This is a genomic window from Flavobacterium sp. N1736 (assembly GCF_025947065.1).
Taxonomy (GTDB): domain Bacteria; phylum Bacteroidota; class Bacteroidia; order Flavobacteriales; family Flavobacteriaceae; genus Flavobacterium.
Map to the genome: position 1 here is coordinate 585,118 of NZ_CP109994.1, position 17,656 is coordinate 602,773.

Consider the following 17,656-nt stretch of genomic DNA (forward strand, 5'->3'; position numbering starts at 1 on the left):
TTTAATGATATAGTGATTTTTAAGCGTTTAAAAATAAGTTTTGAATTATATTTTTAACGTATTTTAAGAATTCGTAAATGGCTAAACCTGAATTACGCCTAAATTAAATGGTTTTTGAATAGGAGCGTGGTTTGCAGCTTCAATTCCTAAAGAAATCCAGGTACGGGTATCTAATGGGTCTATAATGGCATCTGTCCACAATCTTGACGCTGCATAATAAGGAGAAGTTTGCTCGTCGTAGCGTGCTTTTATTTTGTTAAATAATTCTGTTTCCTTAGCTTCGTCAACAATTTCTCCTTTTGCTTTAAGAGAAGAAGCTTCAATTTGAGCTAATACTTTTGCAGCCTGTGTTCCGCCCATAACGGCAAGTTCTGCGCTTGGCCACGCAAAAATTAATCTAGGATCATACGCTTTTCCGCACATGGCATAATTTCCTGCGCCGTATGAATTACCTACAATGACAGTAAATTTTGGAACAACAGAATTGCTTACTGCATTTACCATTTTTGCTCCGTCTTTAATGATTCCGCCATGTTCAGATTTTGATCCAACCATAAAACCGGTAACATCTTGCACAAATACTAATGGAATTTTCTTTTGATTGCAATTAGCAATAAAACGTGTCGCTTTATCAGCGCTATCTGAGTAAATAACACCGCCAAACTGCATTTCACCTTTTTTGGTTTTCACCACTTTTCTTTGGTTTGCCACAATTCCTACAGCCCAGCCATCGATTCTTGCATAACCTGTAATAATAGTTTGTCCGTAACCATCCTTATAAGCTTCAAATTCTGAATTATCAACCAAACGATTGATAATTTCCATCATATCGTATTGCTCGTTTCTTGCTTTTGGCAGAATTCCGTAAATATCTTTTGGTTCAAGAGCAGGTTTTTCAGCCTTAATTCGGCTATAGCCCGCTTTATCAAAATCACCAATTTTATCTACAATATTTTTAATTTTATCTAAAGCATCTTTGTCGTCTTTCGCCTTATAATCTGTCACGCCCGAAATTTCGCAATGTGTTGTAGCTCCGCCTAAAGTTTCATTGTCGATAGTTTCGCCAATAGCCGCTTTTACGAGATAACTTCCGGCAAGAAAAATACTTCCGGTTTTATCTACAATTAAAGCTTCATCGCTCATAATTGGCAAATAAGCGCCTCCGGCAACGCAGCTTCCCATAACGGCAGCAATTTGAGTAATTCCCATACTGCTCATTTGAGCATTGTTTCTAAAGATTCTGCCAAAGTGCTCTTTATCAGGGAAAATTTCGTCTTGAAGCGGTAAATAAACTCCGGCGCTATCTACTAAATATATAATAGGCAACCTGTTTTCCATGGCGATTTCCTGCGCACGTAAATTCTTTTTTCCTGTAATAGGAAACCACGCGCCCGCTTTTACAGTAGCGTCATTGGCAACTACAATACATTGTTTTCCTCTAATATATCCTATTTTAATTACAACTCCGCCAGAAGGACAACCGCCGTGTTCAGCGTACATTCCGTCTCCAACAAATCCTCCAATTTCAATACTTTTCGAATTTTCATCCAGTAAATAATCGATGCGTTCGCGGGCTGTCATTTTACCTTCGGCATGCAACTTTTCGATACGTTTTTCACCTCCGCCTAATTTTATTTTGGCAAATCTTTGTTTTAATTCAGAAAGTAACAATTTATTGTGATCTTCGTTTTTATTGAAGTTTAAATCCATAAGATATTGTGGTTTTTACAAAATAGTGTTGGCTAATTTACAAAATCAATTGAAACCAGCATAATAAATTAATCTGTTGGGTTGTATCCATAAAAATTTAATTAAACACATTGAAGCATAGATTTTATTTGTTTGATTTAACAAAAATGGTTTTGCTGCTATCTGAAATTTTAGGCGTAATTCATTTTTTTTGACTTAATTTGTTTTTTCATACCAATTAGTATTTTTTATGTCTAAAGCTGCAAACACCCGACTTACAATTCTTCATAAAGCATTTGAATTGATTTATTCGAAAGGATATCAAACCACAAGTATCGATGAAATTATTGCGACAACTCAAGTTACAAAAGGTGCTTTTTATTATCATTTTGAAACAAAAGATGAAATGGGAGTTGCTATTATTGAGGAGATTTTAAAAGCAACAATGATGGAAAGCTTTATCTCGCCAATTGAAAATTCAGAAAATCCGCTGGAAGATATTTATGATATGATTTCGTATTTACTTCTCGAAGATCCTTTTTTGCAGGTTAAATACGGATGTCCGGTTGGAAACTTAACGCAGGAAATGACGCCTTGGAATAACGAATTCAGTAAAGCATTAACTGAATTGGTCGATCAATGGAAAAATACAATTGAAAAAGCTGTCACAAATGGCCAGAAATCTGGATTGATCAGGAAAGATGTTGATGGAAATCAAGCTGCCTTTTTTATAATTTCAGGCTATTGGGGAATACGGAATTTTGGAAAACTTCAGGATAATAATTCATGTTATATCGTTTATTTAAAAGAGTTTAGAAATTATTTAAATAGTTTAAAATAAATTCAATTTCAAAACATACTAATTAGTATGTTTTTGAATATATTTGCATTGTCTAAATCAAAAAAACAATGTATCAAACTCTTTTAATTTGCCATTCTTTTCTAAGATGGCTCCTATTAAACAGCTTATTGTATGCTATTTTCAGGGCTTATAAAGGTTATTCTTCAAAATTAGTATTTTCGAAAATAGACAATTCAATTCGACATTGGGCGGCGACAATTGCGCATATTCAATTAATTTTCGGAATTTTAATTTACATACAAAGTCCAATTGTTAAATATTTTTGGAAGAATTTTTCTGAAGGAATTCAAAATCCAGAAACTGTATTTTTTGGATTACTTCACATTTTTCTCATGTTAACTGCCATTGTTTTAATCACTGTTGGTTCGGCTTTAGCCAAAAGAAAAAAAGCTGACAACGATAAATTTAAAACAATGTTGTTGTGGTTTTCTATTGCTTTAATAATCATTTTTATTGCCATTCCCTGGCCATTTTCACCTCTTGCAAACCGACCTTATTTTAGATAATTATGAAACATTTACTTCAAACAAACATTGGAAGATTACGAATTATTGGATTTTTAGAAGGAACATCTTTATTGGTATTATTATGTATTGCAGTTCCTTTAAAATATGTTTTTGGCGAGCCATTTTTGACCAGAACAATGGGAACCATACACGGCGCTTTATTTTTACTTTTCGTTTTTAATACAATAAGCGTAGGAGTAGAACAAAATTGGAAGTTTAAAGAAACAACGTGGAAAGTGCTTTTAGCATGTATAATTCCATTTGGTACTTTTTATATTGATGCTAAAATTTTAAGCAGAATTGGAATAGCTTCTCAAAAGTAAAAAAATGAGCAAAAAAAAACAGAAGCCAAGCTTCTGTTTATATATATATAATTTGTTTGGATTATTTCTTAGAATCGCAAACCATTCTTTTCAAAATTGCCCATTGTTTTAAGGCATCACGAGCTTCAACAGCTGGATATCCCAACATGGTTTTTCCTGCAGGAACATCTCCGGTAACACCAGAACCTGCGCCAACAATAGCACCGTCGCCAATTGTTGTGTGATCTTTTATAGAAGCACTTCCGCCAATGATAACTCCATTTCCTAAAGTTACAGATCCGGCCAAACCACTATTTCCGGCCATAATACAAAATTTACCTAATTTGCTATTATGTCCAATTTGAACCAGATTATCAATCTTACAGCCGTCTCCTAAAATAGTCGAACTAAATTTTCCACGATCTACACATGAATTTGCTCCAATTTCAACTCCGTTTCCTATAATTACATTTCCAATTTGAGGAATCTTCACTAAACCTTTTTCACTGCACGGACGGAAACCAAAACCATCTGCTCCAATTGTTGCATTTGGGTGAATAATACATTCGTGACCAATGTGGCAACGTTCGCGAATTACTGTTCCTGACCATATTATGGTATTTTTACCAATAGTACATTCATCTAAAATGGTAACATTTGGATAAATGGTTGTATTTGCACCAATTTCGACTTTCGGACCAATATAACAACCGGCACCAATGCGAACATTTTCACCTAAAACAGCTGTTTCGTCAATAGTTGCCGTTTTGTGAATATTGTTGTGAAATAAAGGTGTTGGAGGTGCAAAAAGTGTTAAGATTTGAGACATAGCCAAATCAGCATTTTTTACTTTGATAAAAGCGCGATTATCTCCGGGTTCAATCGAAATATCTTCGTTAACAACTGCAATTGAGGCTTTTGACCCTTCCCAATATTTTTCATACTTTTTATTTCCTATGAAAGAAATTTCAGAAGTTGTGGCTTTTTCTAATTGCTCGGTCGCTGTAACGCATTGTGAAGTTGTGCCATAAATTACACCATTAATTACTTCATTAATTTCTTGAATTGAGTAGGATTTCATCGAATGAATTTAATTGATTTAGAGTTATTTTTTGCCAAATAAAATCAATTAGAATCGAATTACCTAATCTTATTTTTGCTTTTGTTGAAAAATATTTAAAATAACAGTTTAATTATTACAAAATTAACATTTAGATTATTAATTTTTTGCTTATTATTGATTTTAATTTTATTTTTTTTTCTGTTAAAACGACTTGATTACTAGTTTGTTAAGTGTAAATCATAAATTAAATACAATTATTGATATTTCTAATTTTCATAGATTTTAATTTTTAATTAATAAGCTATTGGTTGTTAATAAATTTTAATATTTCTATTTATCGTGAGAATAGAATCGATTTTGTGTTGTTGATCATGTTGATTTTCCAGATTCTCGTCTAACAGTTTTTCCTAATCCGGTGGATAATTTTCTAACGCTAAATTCTTTAGATGAAATACAGGGAATTTCAATTACAAATGAAAATGGACAAACAGTTTTAAATCTGAAAGGAAATATAAAAAGTAGATTTTAGTTCCTTTTCTACAGGGGTATATGTAGTAAATGTTTTAAGCGATAAACAAAAAATCACCAAAAAGGTGATTAAGAAATAATTTTTTATTTAATAAAATACCATGGAGAAAGTGTATAACATAATTTCTCCATGGTAGGGTATTTTGTTACTCTTTTATTTTAGAGAGAGAAACTGCATTAATGCAATAACGTAAACCGCTTGGTTCTGGTCCGTCAGGAAAAACGTGACCTAAATGTGCATCACAAACGTTGCAAACGACTTCAACACGAATCATTCCGTATGATTTATCAGCGTGATAGGCAATTGCATTTTCTTTTATTGGCTGTGTAAATGATGGCCATCCTGTTCCGGATTCAAACTTTTCAGAAGCATCAAAAAGCACAGTTCCACAGCATTTACATTCGTAAATTCCGGGATCAAATAAACTGCAAAGTTCAGAACTAAATGATCTTTCAGTGCCTTTTAAACGTGTTACCTGATATTCTTCAGCGCTTAAAACCTGTTTCCATTCTTCTTCCGTTTTTTCCACTCTTTTTTCAGGAGCCGGATTTCCTTTATTCGTAAATCGAATTATATCTGCCCATTTTATCATAGTCTTTTTTTTTAGTTTACAATCTCAGTCTCAGTCTTAGTTTACAGTCACAGTCACAGTTTGCAGTCACAGTTTGCAGTCACAGTTTACAGTTAACTGCGACTGAATACTGTAAACTGTGACTGACTACTGTAAAATTTATTCATCCTCTTTTTGTCCCATCATCATTAAAAATGCTTTCAGGAACGGATCAATATTTCCGTTCATAACACCATCAACATCGCTGGTTTCATAACCTGTACGAACATCTTTAACCAATTTATAAGGCTGCATTACATAATTACGTATTTGCGATCCCCATTCAATTTTCATTTTTCCGGCTTCGATATCGGCACGCTGCGCTTGTTGTTTTTTCAACTCAATTTCGTACAACTGCGAGCGTAACATTTGCATAGCACGTTGTCTGTTATCTTGCTGCGATCTGGTTTCAGAACATTGAATCTGAATTCCGGTTGGTTTGTGTACCAATTGTACTTTGGTTTCAACCTTATTTACGTTTTGTCCTCCCGCACCACTAGAGCGCGAAGTTGTAATTTCGATATCAGCAGGATTAATGTCAATTTCGATACTGTCATCAACAAGCGGATAAACGTAAACTGATACAAATGAAGTATGACGTTTTGCATTACTGTCAAAAGGCGAAATTCGTACTAATCTGTGAACGCCGTTTTCTCCTTTTAAGTAACCAAAAGAATAATCACCTTCAAATTCCAGAGTTACCGTTTTAATTCCCGCAACCTCGCCTTCCTGAAAGTTAAGTTCTTTTATTTTATAGCCATAACTTTCGCCCCACATCATGTACATACGCATTAGCATTCCGGCCCAGTCGCAACTTTCAGTTCCACCGGCTCCGGCAGTAATCTGAACAACGGCGCTTAAACTGTCGCCTTCATCAGAAAGCATGTTTTTAAACTCGATGTTTTCAATGTGATCCTGCGTAGTTTTATAATGCTCATCTAATTCTTCTGCAGAAAGTTCGCCTTCTTTATAAAAATCATAGGCAAGCTGTAATTCATCTGTAAGTTCAATGGCTTTGTTGTAATCTTCAATCCATTTTTTCTTGTTTCGAAGATTTTTTACAATGACTTCAGCTTCTTTTGCATTGTTCCAAAAATCAGGGGCAAAGGTTTTTTCTTCCTCGTTTGCAATTTCAATTAGTTTGGCATCAACGTCAAAGATACCTCCTCAACGCACCAAGGCGCTCCACAATACCCTTTATTTGTTCGGTAGTTGTCATAAATTAATATTAGTTTTATATGTTTTTTATAAATATTACGTTAATTTGGTTCTGGATATTCACAAGTTAAAATTTACTGAAACTTGCCAAGAATAACTCTAAGTAATACGTAATTTTGTAATACAAAAATAGATATAGTTTTTAGAACATGGAAATAAATTTAATTAGCGATACCATTACCAAGCCTACATACGAAATGTTGCAGTATATGTTTAACGCTCAGGTTGGCGATGATGTATACAAACAAGACCCTACGGTAATTGAATTAGAAACAAGGGTAGCTGAATTTTTTGGTATGGAAGCCGGACTTTTTTTTCCATCAGGAACTATGGCAAATCAAACCGCAATTAAATTACATACACAGCCCGGAGAGCAATTAATTGCTGATAAATATGCACACGTTTATCATTATGAAGGAGGAGGAGTTTCTTTTAACAGTGGCGTTTCGTGCTGTTTGTTAGACGGAGACAGAGGAATGATAAATGCGGCTCAGGTTGCTGCGGCAATCAATGATCCTGAGTTTTACCACAGTCCGTTAACAAGTTTGGTTTGTGTAGAAAATACAACCAATAAAGGTGGCGGCGCTTGTTATGAACTAGAAGATTTAAGAGAAATAAAAAAAGTTTGTGAGGCCAATAATTTGAAATTCCATTTGGATGGTGCCAGAATTTGGAATGCATTGGTGGCAAAAAGACAAAATCCGAAAGAATTTGGTGCTATTTTCGACACAATTTCAGTTTGTTTATCAAAAGGATTAGGCGCTCCAATAGGTTCTGTATTATTAGGTACAAAAGCAGATATTCACAGAGCATTGAGAATCAGGAAGATATTTGGTGGCGGAATGCGTCAGGTTGGTTATTTGGCAGCTGCAGGATTATATGCTTTGGCACATAATATCGAAAGATTGGCAGAAGATCATCGCAGAGCAAAAGAAATTGCAGCAGTTTTAAGCACAAAACCATGGGTGGCGGCAATTGAGCCTGTAGAAACTAATATTTTGATTTTTTCATTGGCAGAAGGATATAACGATCAGCTTTTGATAGAAAAATTAAAACAAAAAAATATCTCCATAAGTTCAATGGGACATAATAAACTGCGTATTGTAACACATTTAGATTACAGAGAAGTGATGCATACTTATGTGATTGAAACGCTTCAGAAGTTCTAGAAGAAAGGTACAAAGCTGCAAAGGTTCATAGGGACAAAGGTTTAAAAAAAAGATGCACAGTTTTGTGCATCTTTTTTTATTTAAAAGTTTCAAAATCAAAAACCTTTGAACCTTTGCAACTCAGAACCTTAGTACCTTTATTTAAAAAGATTATCCATTCCGGGAATCATTGGCATATCCATTTTTGCAACGGCATCCAATTCTTGTTCGTTTACGCTTGTTGCTCTTTCGATTGCTTTATTTAAGGTTACGATTAAATAATCTTCCAATTGTTCTTTATCTTCAAGTAAAGAATCATCAATAGAGATTGATTTTATTTTTCTATTAGCGGTTAAAGTCACTTTTAATAATCCGTCAGCGCTTTGCTCATCAATTAAAACAGTATCAAGACGCTTTTTTGTATCTTCGATTTTTTGTTGGGTTTCTTTAAGTTTACCCATCATTCCCATTAAATCCATTTTGTCGATTTTTAAATTATTCAGACAAAATTAGTATATTGCTGTATTATATCAATACAATATTTTATGAAAAAATTAATTCTGTTCTATTGTGTTTATAGTATTTTTGCTCCGACTTATATAAAAATTAATGCTCAACCAATGCAAAACGATATATCGGCTCCACAGGCCAAAGTAATTCCAAAAACACTTAAAAAACACAAAGAAACCCGAATCGATAATTATTTTTGGTTGAATGACAGAGAAAATCCTGAAGTTATTAATTACTTAAATCAGGAAAACGCATACTACGAAAGTATGACTTCACATACAAAACCTCTTCAGGAATCTTTATATGAAGAAATGAAAGGCAGAATAAAAGAAGATGATTCGTCTGTACCTTATTTTTATAATGGTTATTTCTACATTACGCGTTTTGAAACAGGGCAGGATTATCCAATATTCTCAAGAAAAAAAGGCAGCCTTTCGGCAGATGAAGAAATCATGTTCAATTGTAATGAACTGGCAAAAGATCATGCTTATTTTAAATTAGGCGGATTAAGTATTAGTCCGGATAACAAATTTGCGACTTTTGGAGTTGATATTGTGGGTAGAAGAATCTATACAATTCAGATAAAAAACTTAGAAACCGGAGAAATTCTGGCAGATAAAATAGAAAATGCAACCGGAGCTTCTGTTTGGGCAAATGATAATAATACTATTTTCTATGTTAAACAAGATGAAGTTACTTTGCGATCTGATAAAGTTTTCAGGCATAAATTAAATACCGGTTCTGATAAAGATGTTTTGGTTTTTAATGAAACCGATGACACATTTAATGTATCGATAAGCAAAGAAAAATCAAGAAAATATATTGTAATAGGATCAGGAAGTACTTTAACAACAGAATATAGAATTTTAAATTCAGACAATCCTGATGGCGAATTTGAAGTATTTCAAACACGTGTTCGAGGTTTAGAATACAGTATTTCGCATTATGAAGACTCTTTTTATATTTTAACGAATAAAGATAAGGCAACCAACTTTAAGTTGATGAAAACGCCTGAAAACAAAACGCAGAAGAAATTTTGGAAAGATGTTATTCCGCATCGTGAAGATGTTTTATTGGAAGATATCGAAATTTTCAAGAACTATTTAGTAGTTGAAGAACGCTCAAACGGTTTAAATCATATTCGAATTATGCCCTGGAATGGCGAGCCGGATTATTATTTGCCTTTTGGAAGCGAAACGTATAATGCTTACACAACAACTAATATTGATTTTGATACCGATATTTTACGTTACAGTTACCAATCGCTTGCAACGCCTTCGTCTGTAATTGATTTTAACATGAAAACTAAAACCAAAGAAATTTTAAAAGAGCAACAGGTTTTAGGAGGCAAATTTGATAAAAATAATTATATCGAAGAAAGAGTTTGGGCAACTGCAAGAGACGGAATTAAGGTTCCTATTTCGATAATTTACCGCAAAGGATTAGAGAAAAATGGCAAAAATCCGTTACTGCTTTATGCCTATGGTTCTTATGGGATAACTATGGACACGTACTTTTCTTCGACGCGACTTTCTCTGTTAGACCGCGGATTTGTTTACGCCATCGCTCATATTAGAGGAGGGGAAGATTTAGGACGACAATGGTATGAAGATGGAAAACTGTTAAAAAAGAAAAATACCTTTACAGATTTCATCGATTGCTCTAAATTTGTAATAAACGAGAAATATACTTCTGCTGATCATTTGTATGCAGAAGGAGGTTCTGCAGGAGGACTTTTGATGGGAGTAATCGTAAATGAAGCTCCGCAATTATACAACGGGGTTATTGCCCAGGTACCTTTTGTAGATGTTATTACAACAATGCTCGACGATAGTATTCCGCTTACAACAGGGGAATATGACGAATGGGGAAACCCAAACAATAAAAAATATTACGATTATATGTTATCTTACTCACCATATGATAACGTAAAATCACAACAATATCCTAATATGTACGTTTCTACAGGGCTGCACGATTCGCAAGTTCAATATTGGGAACCTGCAAAATGGGTCGCCAAGTTAAGAAATTTAAAAACAGATAATAATCTTCTGTTCTTGGATACTAACATGGATGCAGGACATGGCGGTGCTTCAGGCCGATTTGAAGCTTTAAAAGACTTAGCAAAAGAATTTAGTTTTTTATTAGATTTAGAGAAAATTAAAAGCTAATTAGAAATTTTTTGTTAAATTTGCAACCTATCAAGGTCATTTAAAATTACCTTTGATTAACTATTTTTTTATGAAAGAAGAAATAAATGCTTACAATAATGTTTTAGAGTTAATAGGTAACACCCCACTTATTAAACTAAATAAAATCACCGACGAGTTAGAAGGCAATTTCTACGCAAAGGTAGAAGCTTTTAACCCGGGACATTCCTCAAAAGATAGAATTGCATTATATATTATTGAAGAAGCCGAGAAAAGAGGAATACTTTCTCCAGGAGATACCATAATCGAAACAACATCTGGTAATACAGGTTTTAGTTTAGCAATGGTAAGCATTATAAAAGGGTATAATTGTATTCTCGCAGTAAGCTCAAAATCATCGAAAGATAAAATTGACATGTTGAGAAGTTTAGGAGCTAAAGTGTATGTTTGTCCCGCACACGTTTCTGCAGATGATGAAAGGTCATATTATAACGTTGCAAAACGTTTGCATGAAGAAACAAAAGGTTCAGTTTACATTAATCAATATTTTAACCAGTTAAATATTGATGCCCACTACAACTCTACAGGTCCTGAAATCTGGGAACAGACAAAAGGACAAATTACACACCTTGTTGCTTGTAGCGGAACCGGAGGAACAATCTCAGGAACTGCGAAATTCTTAAAAGAGCAAAATCCAAACATTCGAATTCTAGGTGTAGATGCTTTTGGTTCAGTATTGAAAAAATACCACGAAACAAGAGAATTCGACAATAAAGAAATTTATCCCTATCGTATTGAAGGTTTAGGAAAAAACCTGATTCCATCAGCGACAGATTTTGATATCATCGATAAATTCATGAAAGTTACCGATGAAGAAAGTGCTCATTCTGCCAGAGAAATTACCCGCAAAGAAGGTTTATTTGTTGGATATACATCCGGAGCAGTAATGCAGGCAATTAAACAGTATGCAGAAGAAGGAGAATTTACAAAAGACAGTAATATTATTGCCATTTTTCCTGATCACGGTTCTCGCTATATGAGTAAAGTATTTAGCGATGACTGGATGAACGAACAAGGATTCTTTGATAGCATCAATGAAGAAGAAGTTCAGAAAATTGAATTTGTAAAGTAAGTAAAAAATACTTTAATATATATAACTCCATTCGTACAGCGAATGGAGTTTTTTTTTAAGAAACAGTTTACAAATACCAAATATTGATGTTCGTTAAGTGTTAAAATATTTGATTTAAATGAGAATAACGTATTTATGCATAATAAGAGTTTGGTTATGTTGAATAAAATTTATAGTTTTAACAAAATTTGTTAAAGTATAAACTAATATAATTAAGAGTTTAAAATTATAAATTTTGGTTATTTAACGATTATTCAGGCTCGTTGCCGAAGAAATTTTTAGTCAGATACATTATAATATAGTTTAGTATTGTTAAAATATATAAGTTTTAAAAACCCCAAACATCTCTACATATGAATAAATTATTACTAACATTAATGTTTGTAAGTTTTTTAAATAGCAATGCCCAAAATCCCGTACAGGAATTTAAATTCGACGGAAGTTTAAAGAGTGCGGATAATACAATTTCTTTTTTGGGAGCTCCTAATTTTGTAAATGACAGAATGGGAGTTGCTAAAAGTGCTCTGCGATTAATTAATAAAGGTTTAGAAGTAGTTGTAGGTGAACTTCCGCAAGCAAATAAACCGAGATCAATATCTGTTTGGGTAAAATTTAACGTAATTACAGCACCAAATTATATTGTAGGTTATGGCGGTGGAGCTAATGCGCAATATTTTGGATTATTGCAGCAAGGTTCATCCGGAGGTAATGCAGATTTAAGCCTGGCAGGCTGGGGAGCTGCAAATGATGTTATAGTTTCGGTTCCGCTTGCTAAAGATGTTTGGTATCAATATAGCATTACTTATGATGGTAATGTCTCAAAAATATATCGTAATGGCGAATTATTAAAATCTGTAGAAGGAATTTCACGCTTAACGAAAGGATATATTTTAAGGCTGGGTGAACTAAATACGACAGTTGGTATTAATGCAGATATAGACGATGTTAAAGTATATACCGTTGCCATGACAGACGAACAGGTAATGGAGTCTTATAACAGCTCAAAACCGACAAATGCGGTTGTTGCATCTCAAAGTGCTCCAGCTTCAAAGACTGTACAAAAAAGCATACCTGTTGAAACAAAAACAACAGCTCCAATAAAATTGACATCTCCGCCGGCTGTTTCAACAACTGACACAAAAAATGCTTCTAAAATTGTTGAGGTTTTCTCGCAAGGAACAAAAGTAGTAGGAGCAAACGCCACGAATATTGGTGATTTACCCGAAGGAACCTATTTATTGAAAGTGACAAACAATCCCGCGAAAAAATAACCTGATATAGTTTTGATAACAAAAAAGCCTTCTAAAAGTTTAATTTTAGAAGGCTTTTTTTATTGACATAATGTGGTTTTTTTAGCTAATAACGCTAAGAACTACAAATAAAATTACCAGAATAATTACGGCAAATTTTGTGTATTTAGATGCTTGCATAAAATTTATTTTTTAAAAAATCTATTCTTCTTTCATAGTATGATACACGTTCATAACGTCATCATCTTCTTCAATTTTCTCTATTAGTTTTTCAACGTCGGCGATTTGAGCTTCAGTAAGTTCTTTTGTGATTTGAGGAATACGCTCAAAACCAGAAGATAAAATTTCAAGACCTCTGTTTTCTAATTCTTTCTGCAAAGCTCCAAAGCTTCCAAAAGGAGCATAGATTAAGATTCCGTCTTCATCTTCAAAAACTTCCTCGGCACCAAAATCAATTAATTCCAATTCTAATTCTTCAGGATCAAGATTTCCTTTTGCAATTCTAAAATTACAAGTATGGTCAAACATAAACTCAACAGAACCCTGAGTTCCCATTGTTCCGTTGCATTTGTTAAAGTAACTGCGAATGTTTGCTACAGTTCTATTATTATTGTCAGATGCCGTTTCAATTAAAATAGCAATTCCGTGAGGAGCATATCCTTCAAACAAAATTTCCTTATAATTGGCAGTATCTTTATTACTTGCATTTTTTATCGCGCGCTCCACATTGTCCTTAGGCATGTTAGCGGCTTTAGCATTTTGTATTACAGCTCTTAATCTAGAATTGGCATCAGGGTTAGGACCACCTTCTTTAACGGCCATAACGATATCTTTACCAATTCGGGTAAATGTTTTAGCCATTGCTGACCAACGTTTCATTTTTCTTCCTTTTCTAAATTCGAACGCTCTTCCCATTTCTAATTTTTAGTTTTGAGATGCAAAAATACGGTTATTCCTTATTTTTGCAAAATCAATTCAATTCTTTTTTAGACTTAGTTAAAAGTTAGATGTTATTAGTTAGAAGTTAGATGTTAAAAGTTTCAGGTTTCAGGTTTCATGTTGTTGGAATCTGTAAAATAAAAACTCCTGTCATATTACGAAAGGAGTTTTTATATGTGAAGCCTGTAAATCGTAAACTGTAAATTGTAAACTGTAAATTGTAAACTGTAAACTGTAAACTGAGACTGTAACTGAGACTGTAAACTGAGACTTTACTTCGCCGCATTAAACTCAGTAATGATATTTACGGCTTCGTTTAAATAAGGATTAGTTTTAAGATTATCAATCTGGTATTGATTAATCGTTTTTTCAGTTGGATATGCGCCTAATAAAAACTGATTTACACTTGAATTGTAAACATCCAGCGGATTATTATCGTTGTTGAACGTATTAATTTCTGTCCAGATATAATTCACATTTTTTTTCTGTTTAAAAACAGCATCCAAAGTCATCGGAATTTCAGCTTTTGGCACATTTACCATTTCATCAATTTTTAAATTGATTTTTTTGATGTTATTAAAGTATTCATTATCAGCTAAACGAAGCGTACTATTTTTAGCTATTTTATCAATAATAGCTCTTTTTACATACGTTTTGTATTTTAAAAAAGGTTCAATACTATCATTTTTTATGGCAGTAGGAAAATCATTTTCTTTTTGATAAATACCCTCGTAAAATTCAGGAAGAATCACATCGGGTTTAACCCCAATATATTGATGGCTTTTTCCGGTAACTCTATAAAATTTATTAATTGTAATCTTGAGAAAATCGGTGTTTTTTTGTTCGTCAAGCGAAAGAATAGTTTGCATCGTTGCTTTTCCCAAAGTAGTGCTTCCTAAAAGTAATGCACGATTATAATCCTGCAATATCGAAGAAAAAAATTCACTGGCAGAAGCCGTATTGCTATTTACCAAAATCACAATTGGTCCCTTATAAATAACACCTCGGTAAGGATCATTAATTACAGATTGATTCTGTTTATTATCAACAACAATCGAAATCGGACCATAATCAACAAACATTCCCGCCAATTTTATGGCTTCTTCCATAGAACCTCCGCCATTATCAATCAAATCAATAACAAGACCTTTTATATTATCTCTTTCTAGTTTTAATACTTCGCGCGCAACATCATCGGCACAGCCTTTTCGGCTATTTCCATCCAGATCAGCATAAAAACTCGGAATTTTAATGTATCCAATTTTACTTTCTTTCCCAACGATAAAACTAAAAACCGAATTTTCTTCGTCTTTCATCACTTGCTTTTCGATATATACATCAAAGCTTTTTCCTGCATTACGTTTTATGGTAAGCGTTATACTTTTGTTCGATTCAGACAAAATCATGGTCGAAATAGATTCTAAAGAAGAACAAGAAACCTGTAATGTTTCCTTATGATTAGATACAGAGAGAATTTGATCTCCTTTTTTTATTTGTCCCGTTTTATAAGCCGGACCATTCGGATCGATTTCGTCGATTATAATTTCGTTCTTCTCATTTAAATTCACCGTCATTCCCAAAGACAAATGCTCTTTTGATAACGAGGCAACAAAACTTGATTTAGAATCATCACTAAAATAAGCCGTATGCGGGTCAAAATAAGTACAAAAGAAATTATACAATTTTTCTTCCTGTTTAATATTAGTTTCAAGAAGTGTGTTTATTCGGCAAATTTCATTGGATAAAATCAATTTTTTAGAGGCGAGTTCAATAGATTTGAAATTTGCCTTAATAGAATCCAGATTTTCACTCGATTCAGCCATATCATCTAATATTTGATAGCGAAGTTTTTTAGTCCATACCTTTTCAAGATCTTCTTTTTTAAGATAAAAAGCAAATGATTTTTTATAAAAACGAATCGTATCTTTCCTGGTATAATCAATGGTTCCTGCCTCTATTTTTTCTAAAACAGCTTTAGTTCTCAAAAGACCGTTTTTATATTTAGTAGTAATATCTGCCAAAAAACTGCAGTCGTTACTCAAAATTAAATCATCGAGTTGCAAGCGATATTTTTGAGCCATTTCATCATATTCGCTTTTAAAAAATATATTTCTTGAAGGATCTAACTCATCTATAAGATTATCAAAAACAAAAATAGATAAACTGTCATCTACCGGTTTTGGACGTACATGTTCTGCCTGAATAAGCGTATTTATTTTGTTGACAATTTCGCATGTTGGGTCGCTATTTTGACTAAATAGTAAGTTTGTAGTTAATACCAATACTAATAATATTCTTTTCATAAATAGCGAAAATCTTTGTTTGTATTAAAGTTACGCTTATTTTTCGATACCCGTTTATATTTTTTCTAAAATATCTTACAGGAAAATCACTTTTATATTGCTATTATTTTAAAAAGTTTTCGCCACGAATTCCCGAATTACTTCAGCTAAAATTCGTGAATTTGTGGCGAAAAAAAATGCGCTATTTATTAAGTAGCGCATTTTCAAAATTTATATGTTTAAAAAACTATTTCTTGTAAAAAGGTAATTTTACCACTTTTGCCGGAACATCATTTTTTCTGATTCTGATAAAAATATCGCTGTCAATAGCACTATTATTTACAGTAACATATCCCAAACCAATCCCTTTATTCATTGAAGGCGACATAGTTCCTGAAGTTACAACGCCAATTACAGCACCAGATGCGTCAACAATTTCATAATCATGTCTTGGTACAGCACGTTCCTGCATTTCAAAAGCAACTAATTTTTTAGTAACACCCGCTTCTTTTTGTTTTTTCAAACTTTCAGAATTCGTAAAATCTTTTGTGAATTTTGTAATCCATCCTAAACCGGCTTCAAGCGGAGAAGTCGTGTCGTTAATGTCATTTCCGTACAAACAGAAACCCATTTCCAAACGCAAAGTATCACGAGCCGCAAGACCAATAGGTTTAATTCCAAAAGCAGCTCCGGCTTCAAAAACTTTATTCCAAACCTGTTCAACTTCGCTGTTCTTGCAGTAAATTTCAAATCCGCCAGAACCTGTATATCCGGTTGCCGAAATAATTACATGCTCAATTCCTGCAAAATCAGCCACCTCAAAATGGTAATAAGGAATTGCAGCTAAATCTATAGAAGACAAAGGCTGCATCGCTTCAACCGCTTTTGGACCCTGAATCGCCAATAAAGAATAATCATCAGAAAGATTTTTCATGTCAACACCCAAATCATTGTGCGAAGAAATCCAGTTCCAGTCTTTTTCAATATTCGAAGCATTTACAACCAATAAATACTGCTCATCTTTCATTTTATATACAATCAAATCGTCTACGATTCCGCCATCATTATTTGGCAAACACGAATATTGTGCTCTTCCAATAGTCAAAGTCGAAGCATCATTCGAAGTCACTTTCTGAATCAAAGCCAACGCATTTGGACCCGTCAACAAAAATTCACCCATATGCGAAACGTCAAAAACGCCAAGACTGTTACGAACTGTTTCGTGTTCAGCATTTACACCTTCGTAAGTAATAGGCATATTGTAACCGGCAAACGGAAGCATTTTTGCTCCCAAACTCTCATGTATGTGCGTAAGTGCAGTATTTTTCATTGTGTTGTTTTATAAAATTGTGTCGCAAATTTATTCAAAAAATATCTAAAATAGATAGTCTAAATTATAAAATTCGCAATAATTAGAAGCTATTTCCTGCTATCCGCTATATCTTTTATATTTTAAAGAAAAATAT

15 protein-coding genes and 1 pseudogene are annotated in these 17,656 nt (G+C 33.3%); 8 read left to right on the top strand and 8 right to left on the bottom strand.

All coding sequences use genetic code 11. The annotated features are described in order from the left end of the window. Positions 1-81: 81 nt before the first annotated feature. Entirely contained in the window at positions 82-1,710 is a 1,629-nt protein-coding gene (locus tag OLM54_RS02530) for an acyl-CoA carboxylase subunit beta (RefSeq protein WP_264537041.1), read from the bottom strand. A 229-nt stretch (positions 1,711-1,939) separates the two neighbouring features. Here OLM54_RS02530 and OLM54_RS02535 point away from each other — a divergent pair, with 229 nt between their 5' ends. The 3 genes from OLM54_RS02535 (at position 1,940) to OLM54_RS02545 (ending at position 3,380) form a co-directional block, all read left to right on the top strand. After that, entirely contained in the window at positions 1,940-2,530 is a 591-nt protein-coding gene (locus OLM54_RS02535; protein ID WP_264537042.1) for a TetR/AcrR family transcriptional regulator, read from the top strand. A 68-nt stretch (positions 2,531-2,598) separates the two neighbouring features. Further along, on the top strand, positions 2,599-3,057 hold the full coding sequence (locus OLM54_RS02540; protein WP_264537043.1) for a hypothetical protein: 459 nt from the start codon (positions 2,599-2,601) through the stop codon (positions 3,055-3,057). Positions 3,058-3,059: 2 nt separating this feature from the next. Then, the gene (locus OLM54_RS02545; protein ID WP_264537044.1) at positions 3,060-3,380 is read left to right on the top strand and encodes a DUF3817 domain-containing protein; all 321 of its coding nucleotides are present in this window, start codon (positions 3,060-3,062) and stop codon (positions 3,378-3,380) included. Between the two features lie 61 nt (positions 3,381-3,441). Here the strand turns inward: OLM54_RS02545 and lpxD are convergent, their stop codons facing one another. After that, complete coding sequence (gene lpxD, locus OLM54_RS02550; protein ID WP_264537045.1) at positions 3,442-4,440, bottom strand: UDP-3-O-(3-hydroxymyristoyl)glucosamine N-acyltransferase; 999 nt, start codon at positions 4,438-4,440, stop codon at positions 3,442-3,444. A 512-nt stretch (positions 4,441-4,952) separates the two neighbouring features. Between lpxD and OLM54_RS21695 the strand changes: the two are divergent. Further along, positions 4,953-5,030, top strand: a pseudogene (locus OLM54_RS21695) (T9SS type A sorting domain-containing protein); the annotation flags it as partial. Positions 5,031-5,096: 66 nt separating this feature from the next. Here OLM54_RS21695 and msrB read toward each other — a convergent pair. Further along, positions 5,097-5,543 (bottom strand): peptide-methionine (R)-S-oxide reductase MsrB, encoded by a 447-nt coding sequence (msrB, locus tag OLM54_RS02555; RefSeq protein WP_264537046.1) that lies wholly within the window; start codon positions 5,541-5,543, stop codon positions 5,097-5,099. A gap of 138 nt (positions 5,544-5,681) precedes the next feature. Continuing rightward, a protein-coding gene (gene prfB / locus OLM54_RS02560; protein ID WP_264537047.1) for a peptide chain release factor 2 occupies positions 5,682-6,780 on the bottom strand; the annotation gives its coding sequence in 2 pieces (ribosomal slippage) (positions 5,682-6,716 and positions 6,718-6,780; 1,098 coding nt in all). 148 nt (positions 6,781-6,928) lie between these two features. Here prfB and OLM54_RS02565 point away from each other — a divergent pair. Beyond that, on the top strand, positions 6,929-7,948 hold the full coding sequence (locus OLM54_RS02565) for a threonine aldolase family protein (RefSeq protein ID WP_264537048.1): 1,020 nt from the start codon (positions 6,929-6,931) through the stop codon (positions 7,946-7,948). 137 nt (positions 7,949-8,085) lie between these two features. Here OLM54_RS02565 and OLM54_RS02570 read toward each other — a convergent pair whose 3' ends face one another. After that, positions 8,086-8,406, bottom strand: coding sequence for a YbaB/EbfC family nucleoid-associated protein (locus tag OLM54_RS02570; RefSeq protein ID WP_264537049.1), 321 nt, complete (start codon positions 8,404-8,406; stop codon positions 8,086-8,088). A 66-nt stretch (positions 8,407-8,472) separates the two neighbouring features. Here OLM54_RS02570 and OLM54_RS02575 point away from each other — a divergent pair, with 66 nt between their 5' ends. The 3 genes from OLM54_RS02575 to OLM54_RS02585 all read left to right on the top strand — a co-directional run bounded on the left by OLM54_RS02575 (position 8,473) and on the right by OLM54_RS02585 (position 12,990). Continuing rightward, entirely contained in the window at positions 8,473-10,608 is a 2,136-nt protein-coding gene (locus OLM54_RS02575) for a S9 family peptidase (protein WP_413614461.1), read from the top strand. 70 nt (positions 10,609-10,678) lie between these two features. Next, a complete protein-coding gene (locus OLM54_RS02580; protein WP_264537050.1) occupies positions 10,679-11,719 on the top strand; it encodes a PLP-dependent cysteine synthase family protein in 1,041 nt (346 codons plus the stop codon). 353 nt (positions 11,720-12,072) lie between these two features. Continuing rightward, entirely contained in the window at positions 12,073-12,990 is a 918-nt protein-coding gene (locus OLM54_RS02585) for a LamG domain-containing protein (protein WP_264537051.1), read from the top strand. A 180-nt stretch (positions 12,991-13,170) separates the two neighbouring features. Here the strand turns inward: OLM54_RS02585 and OLM54_RS02590 are convergent, their stop codons facing one another. From OLM54_RS02590 to gcvT, 3 genes are all read right to left on the bottom strand, one after another. Next, entirely contained in the window at positions 13,171-13,884 is a 714-nt protein-coding gene (locus OLM54_RS02590) for a YebC/PmpR family DNA-binding transcriptional regulator (RefSeq protein WP_007811539.1), read from the bottom strand. 296 nt (positions 13,885-14,180) lie between these two features. After that, positions 14,181-16,211, bottom strand: coding sequence for a S41 family peptidase (locus tag OLM54_RS02595; RefSeq protein ID WP_264537052.1), 2,031 nt, complete (start codon positions 16,209-16,211; stop codon positions 14,181-14,183). A 226-nt stretch (positions 16,212-16,437) separates the two neighbouring features. Beyond that, the gene (gcvT, locus tag OLM54_RS02600; protein ID WP_264537053.1) at positions 16,438-17,520 is read right to left on the bottom strand and encodes a glycine cleavage system aminomethyltransferase GcvT; all 1,083 of its coding nucleotides are present in this window, start codon (positions 17,518-17,520) and stop codon (positions 16,438-16,440) included. Between the last annotated feature and the right edge of the window lie 136 nt (positions 17,521-17,656).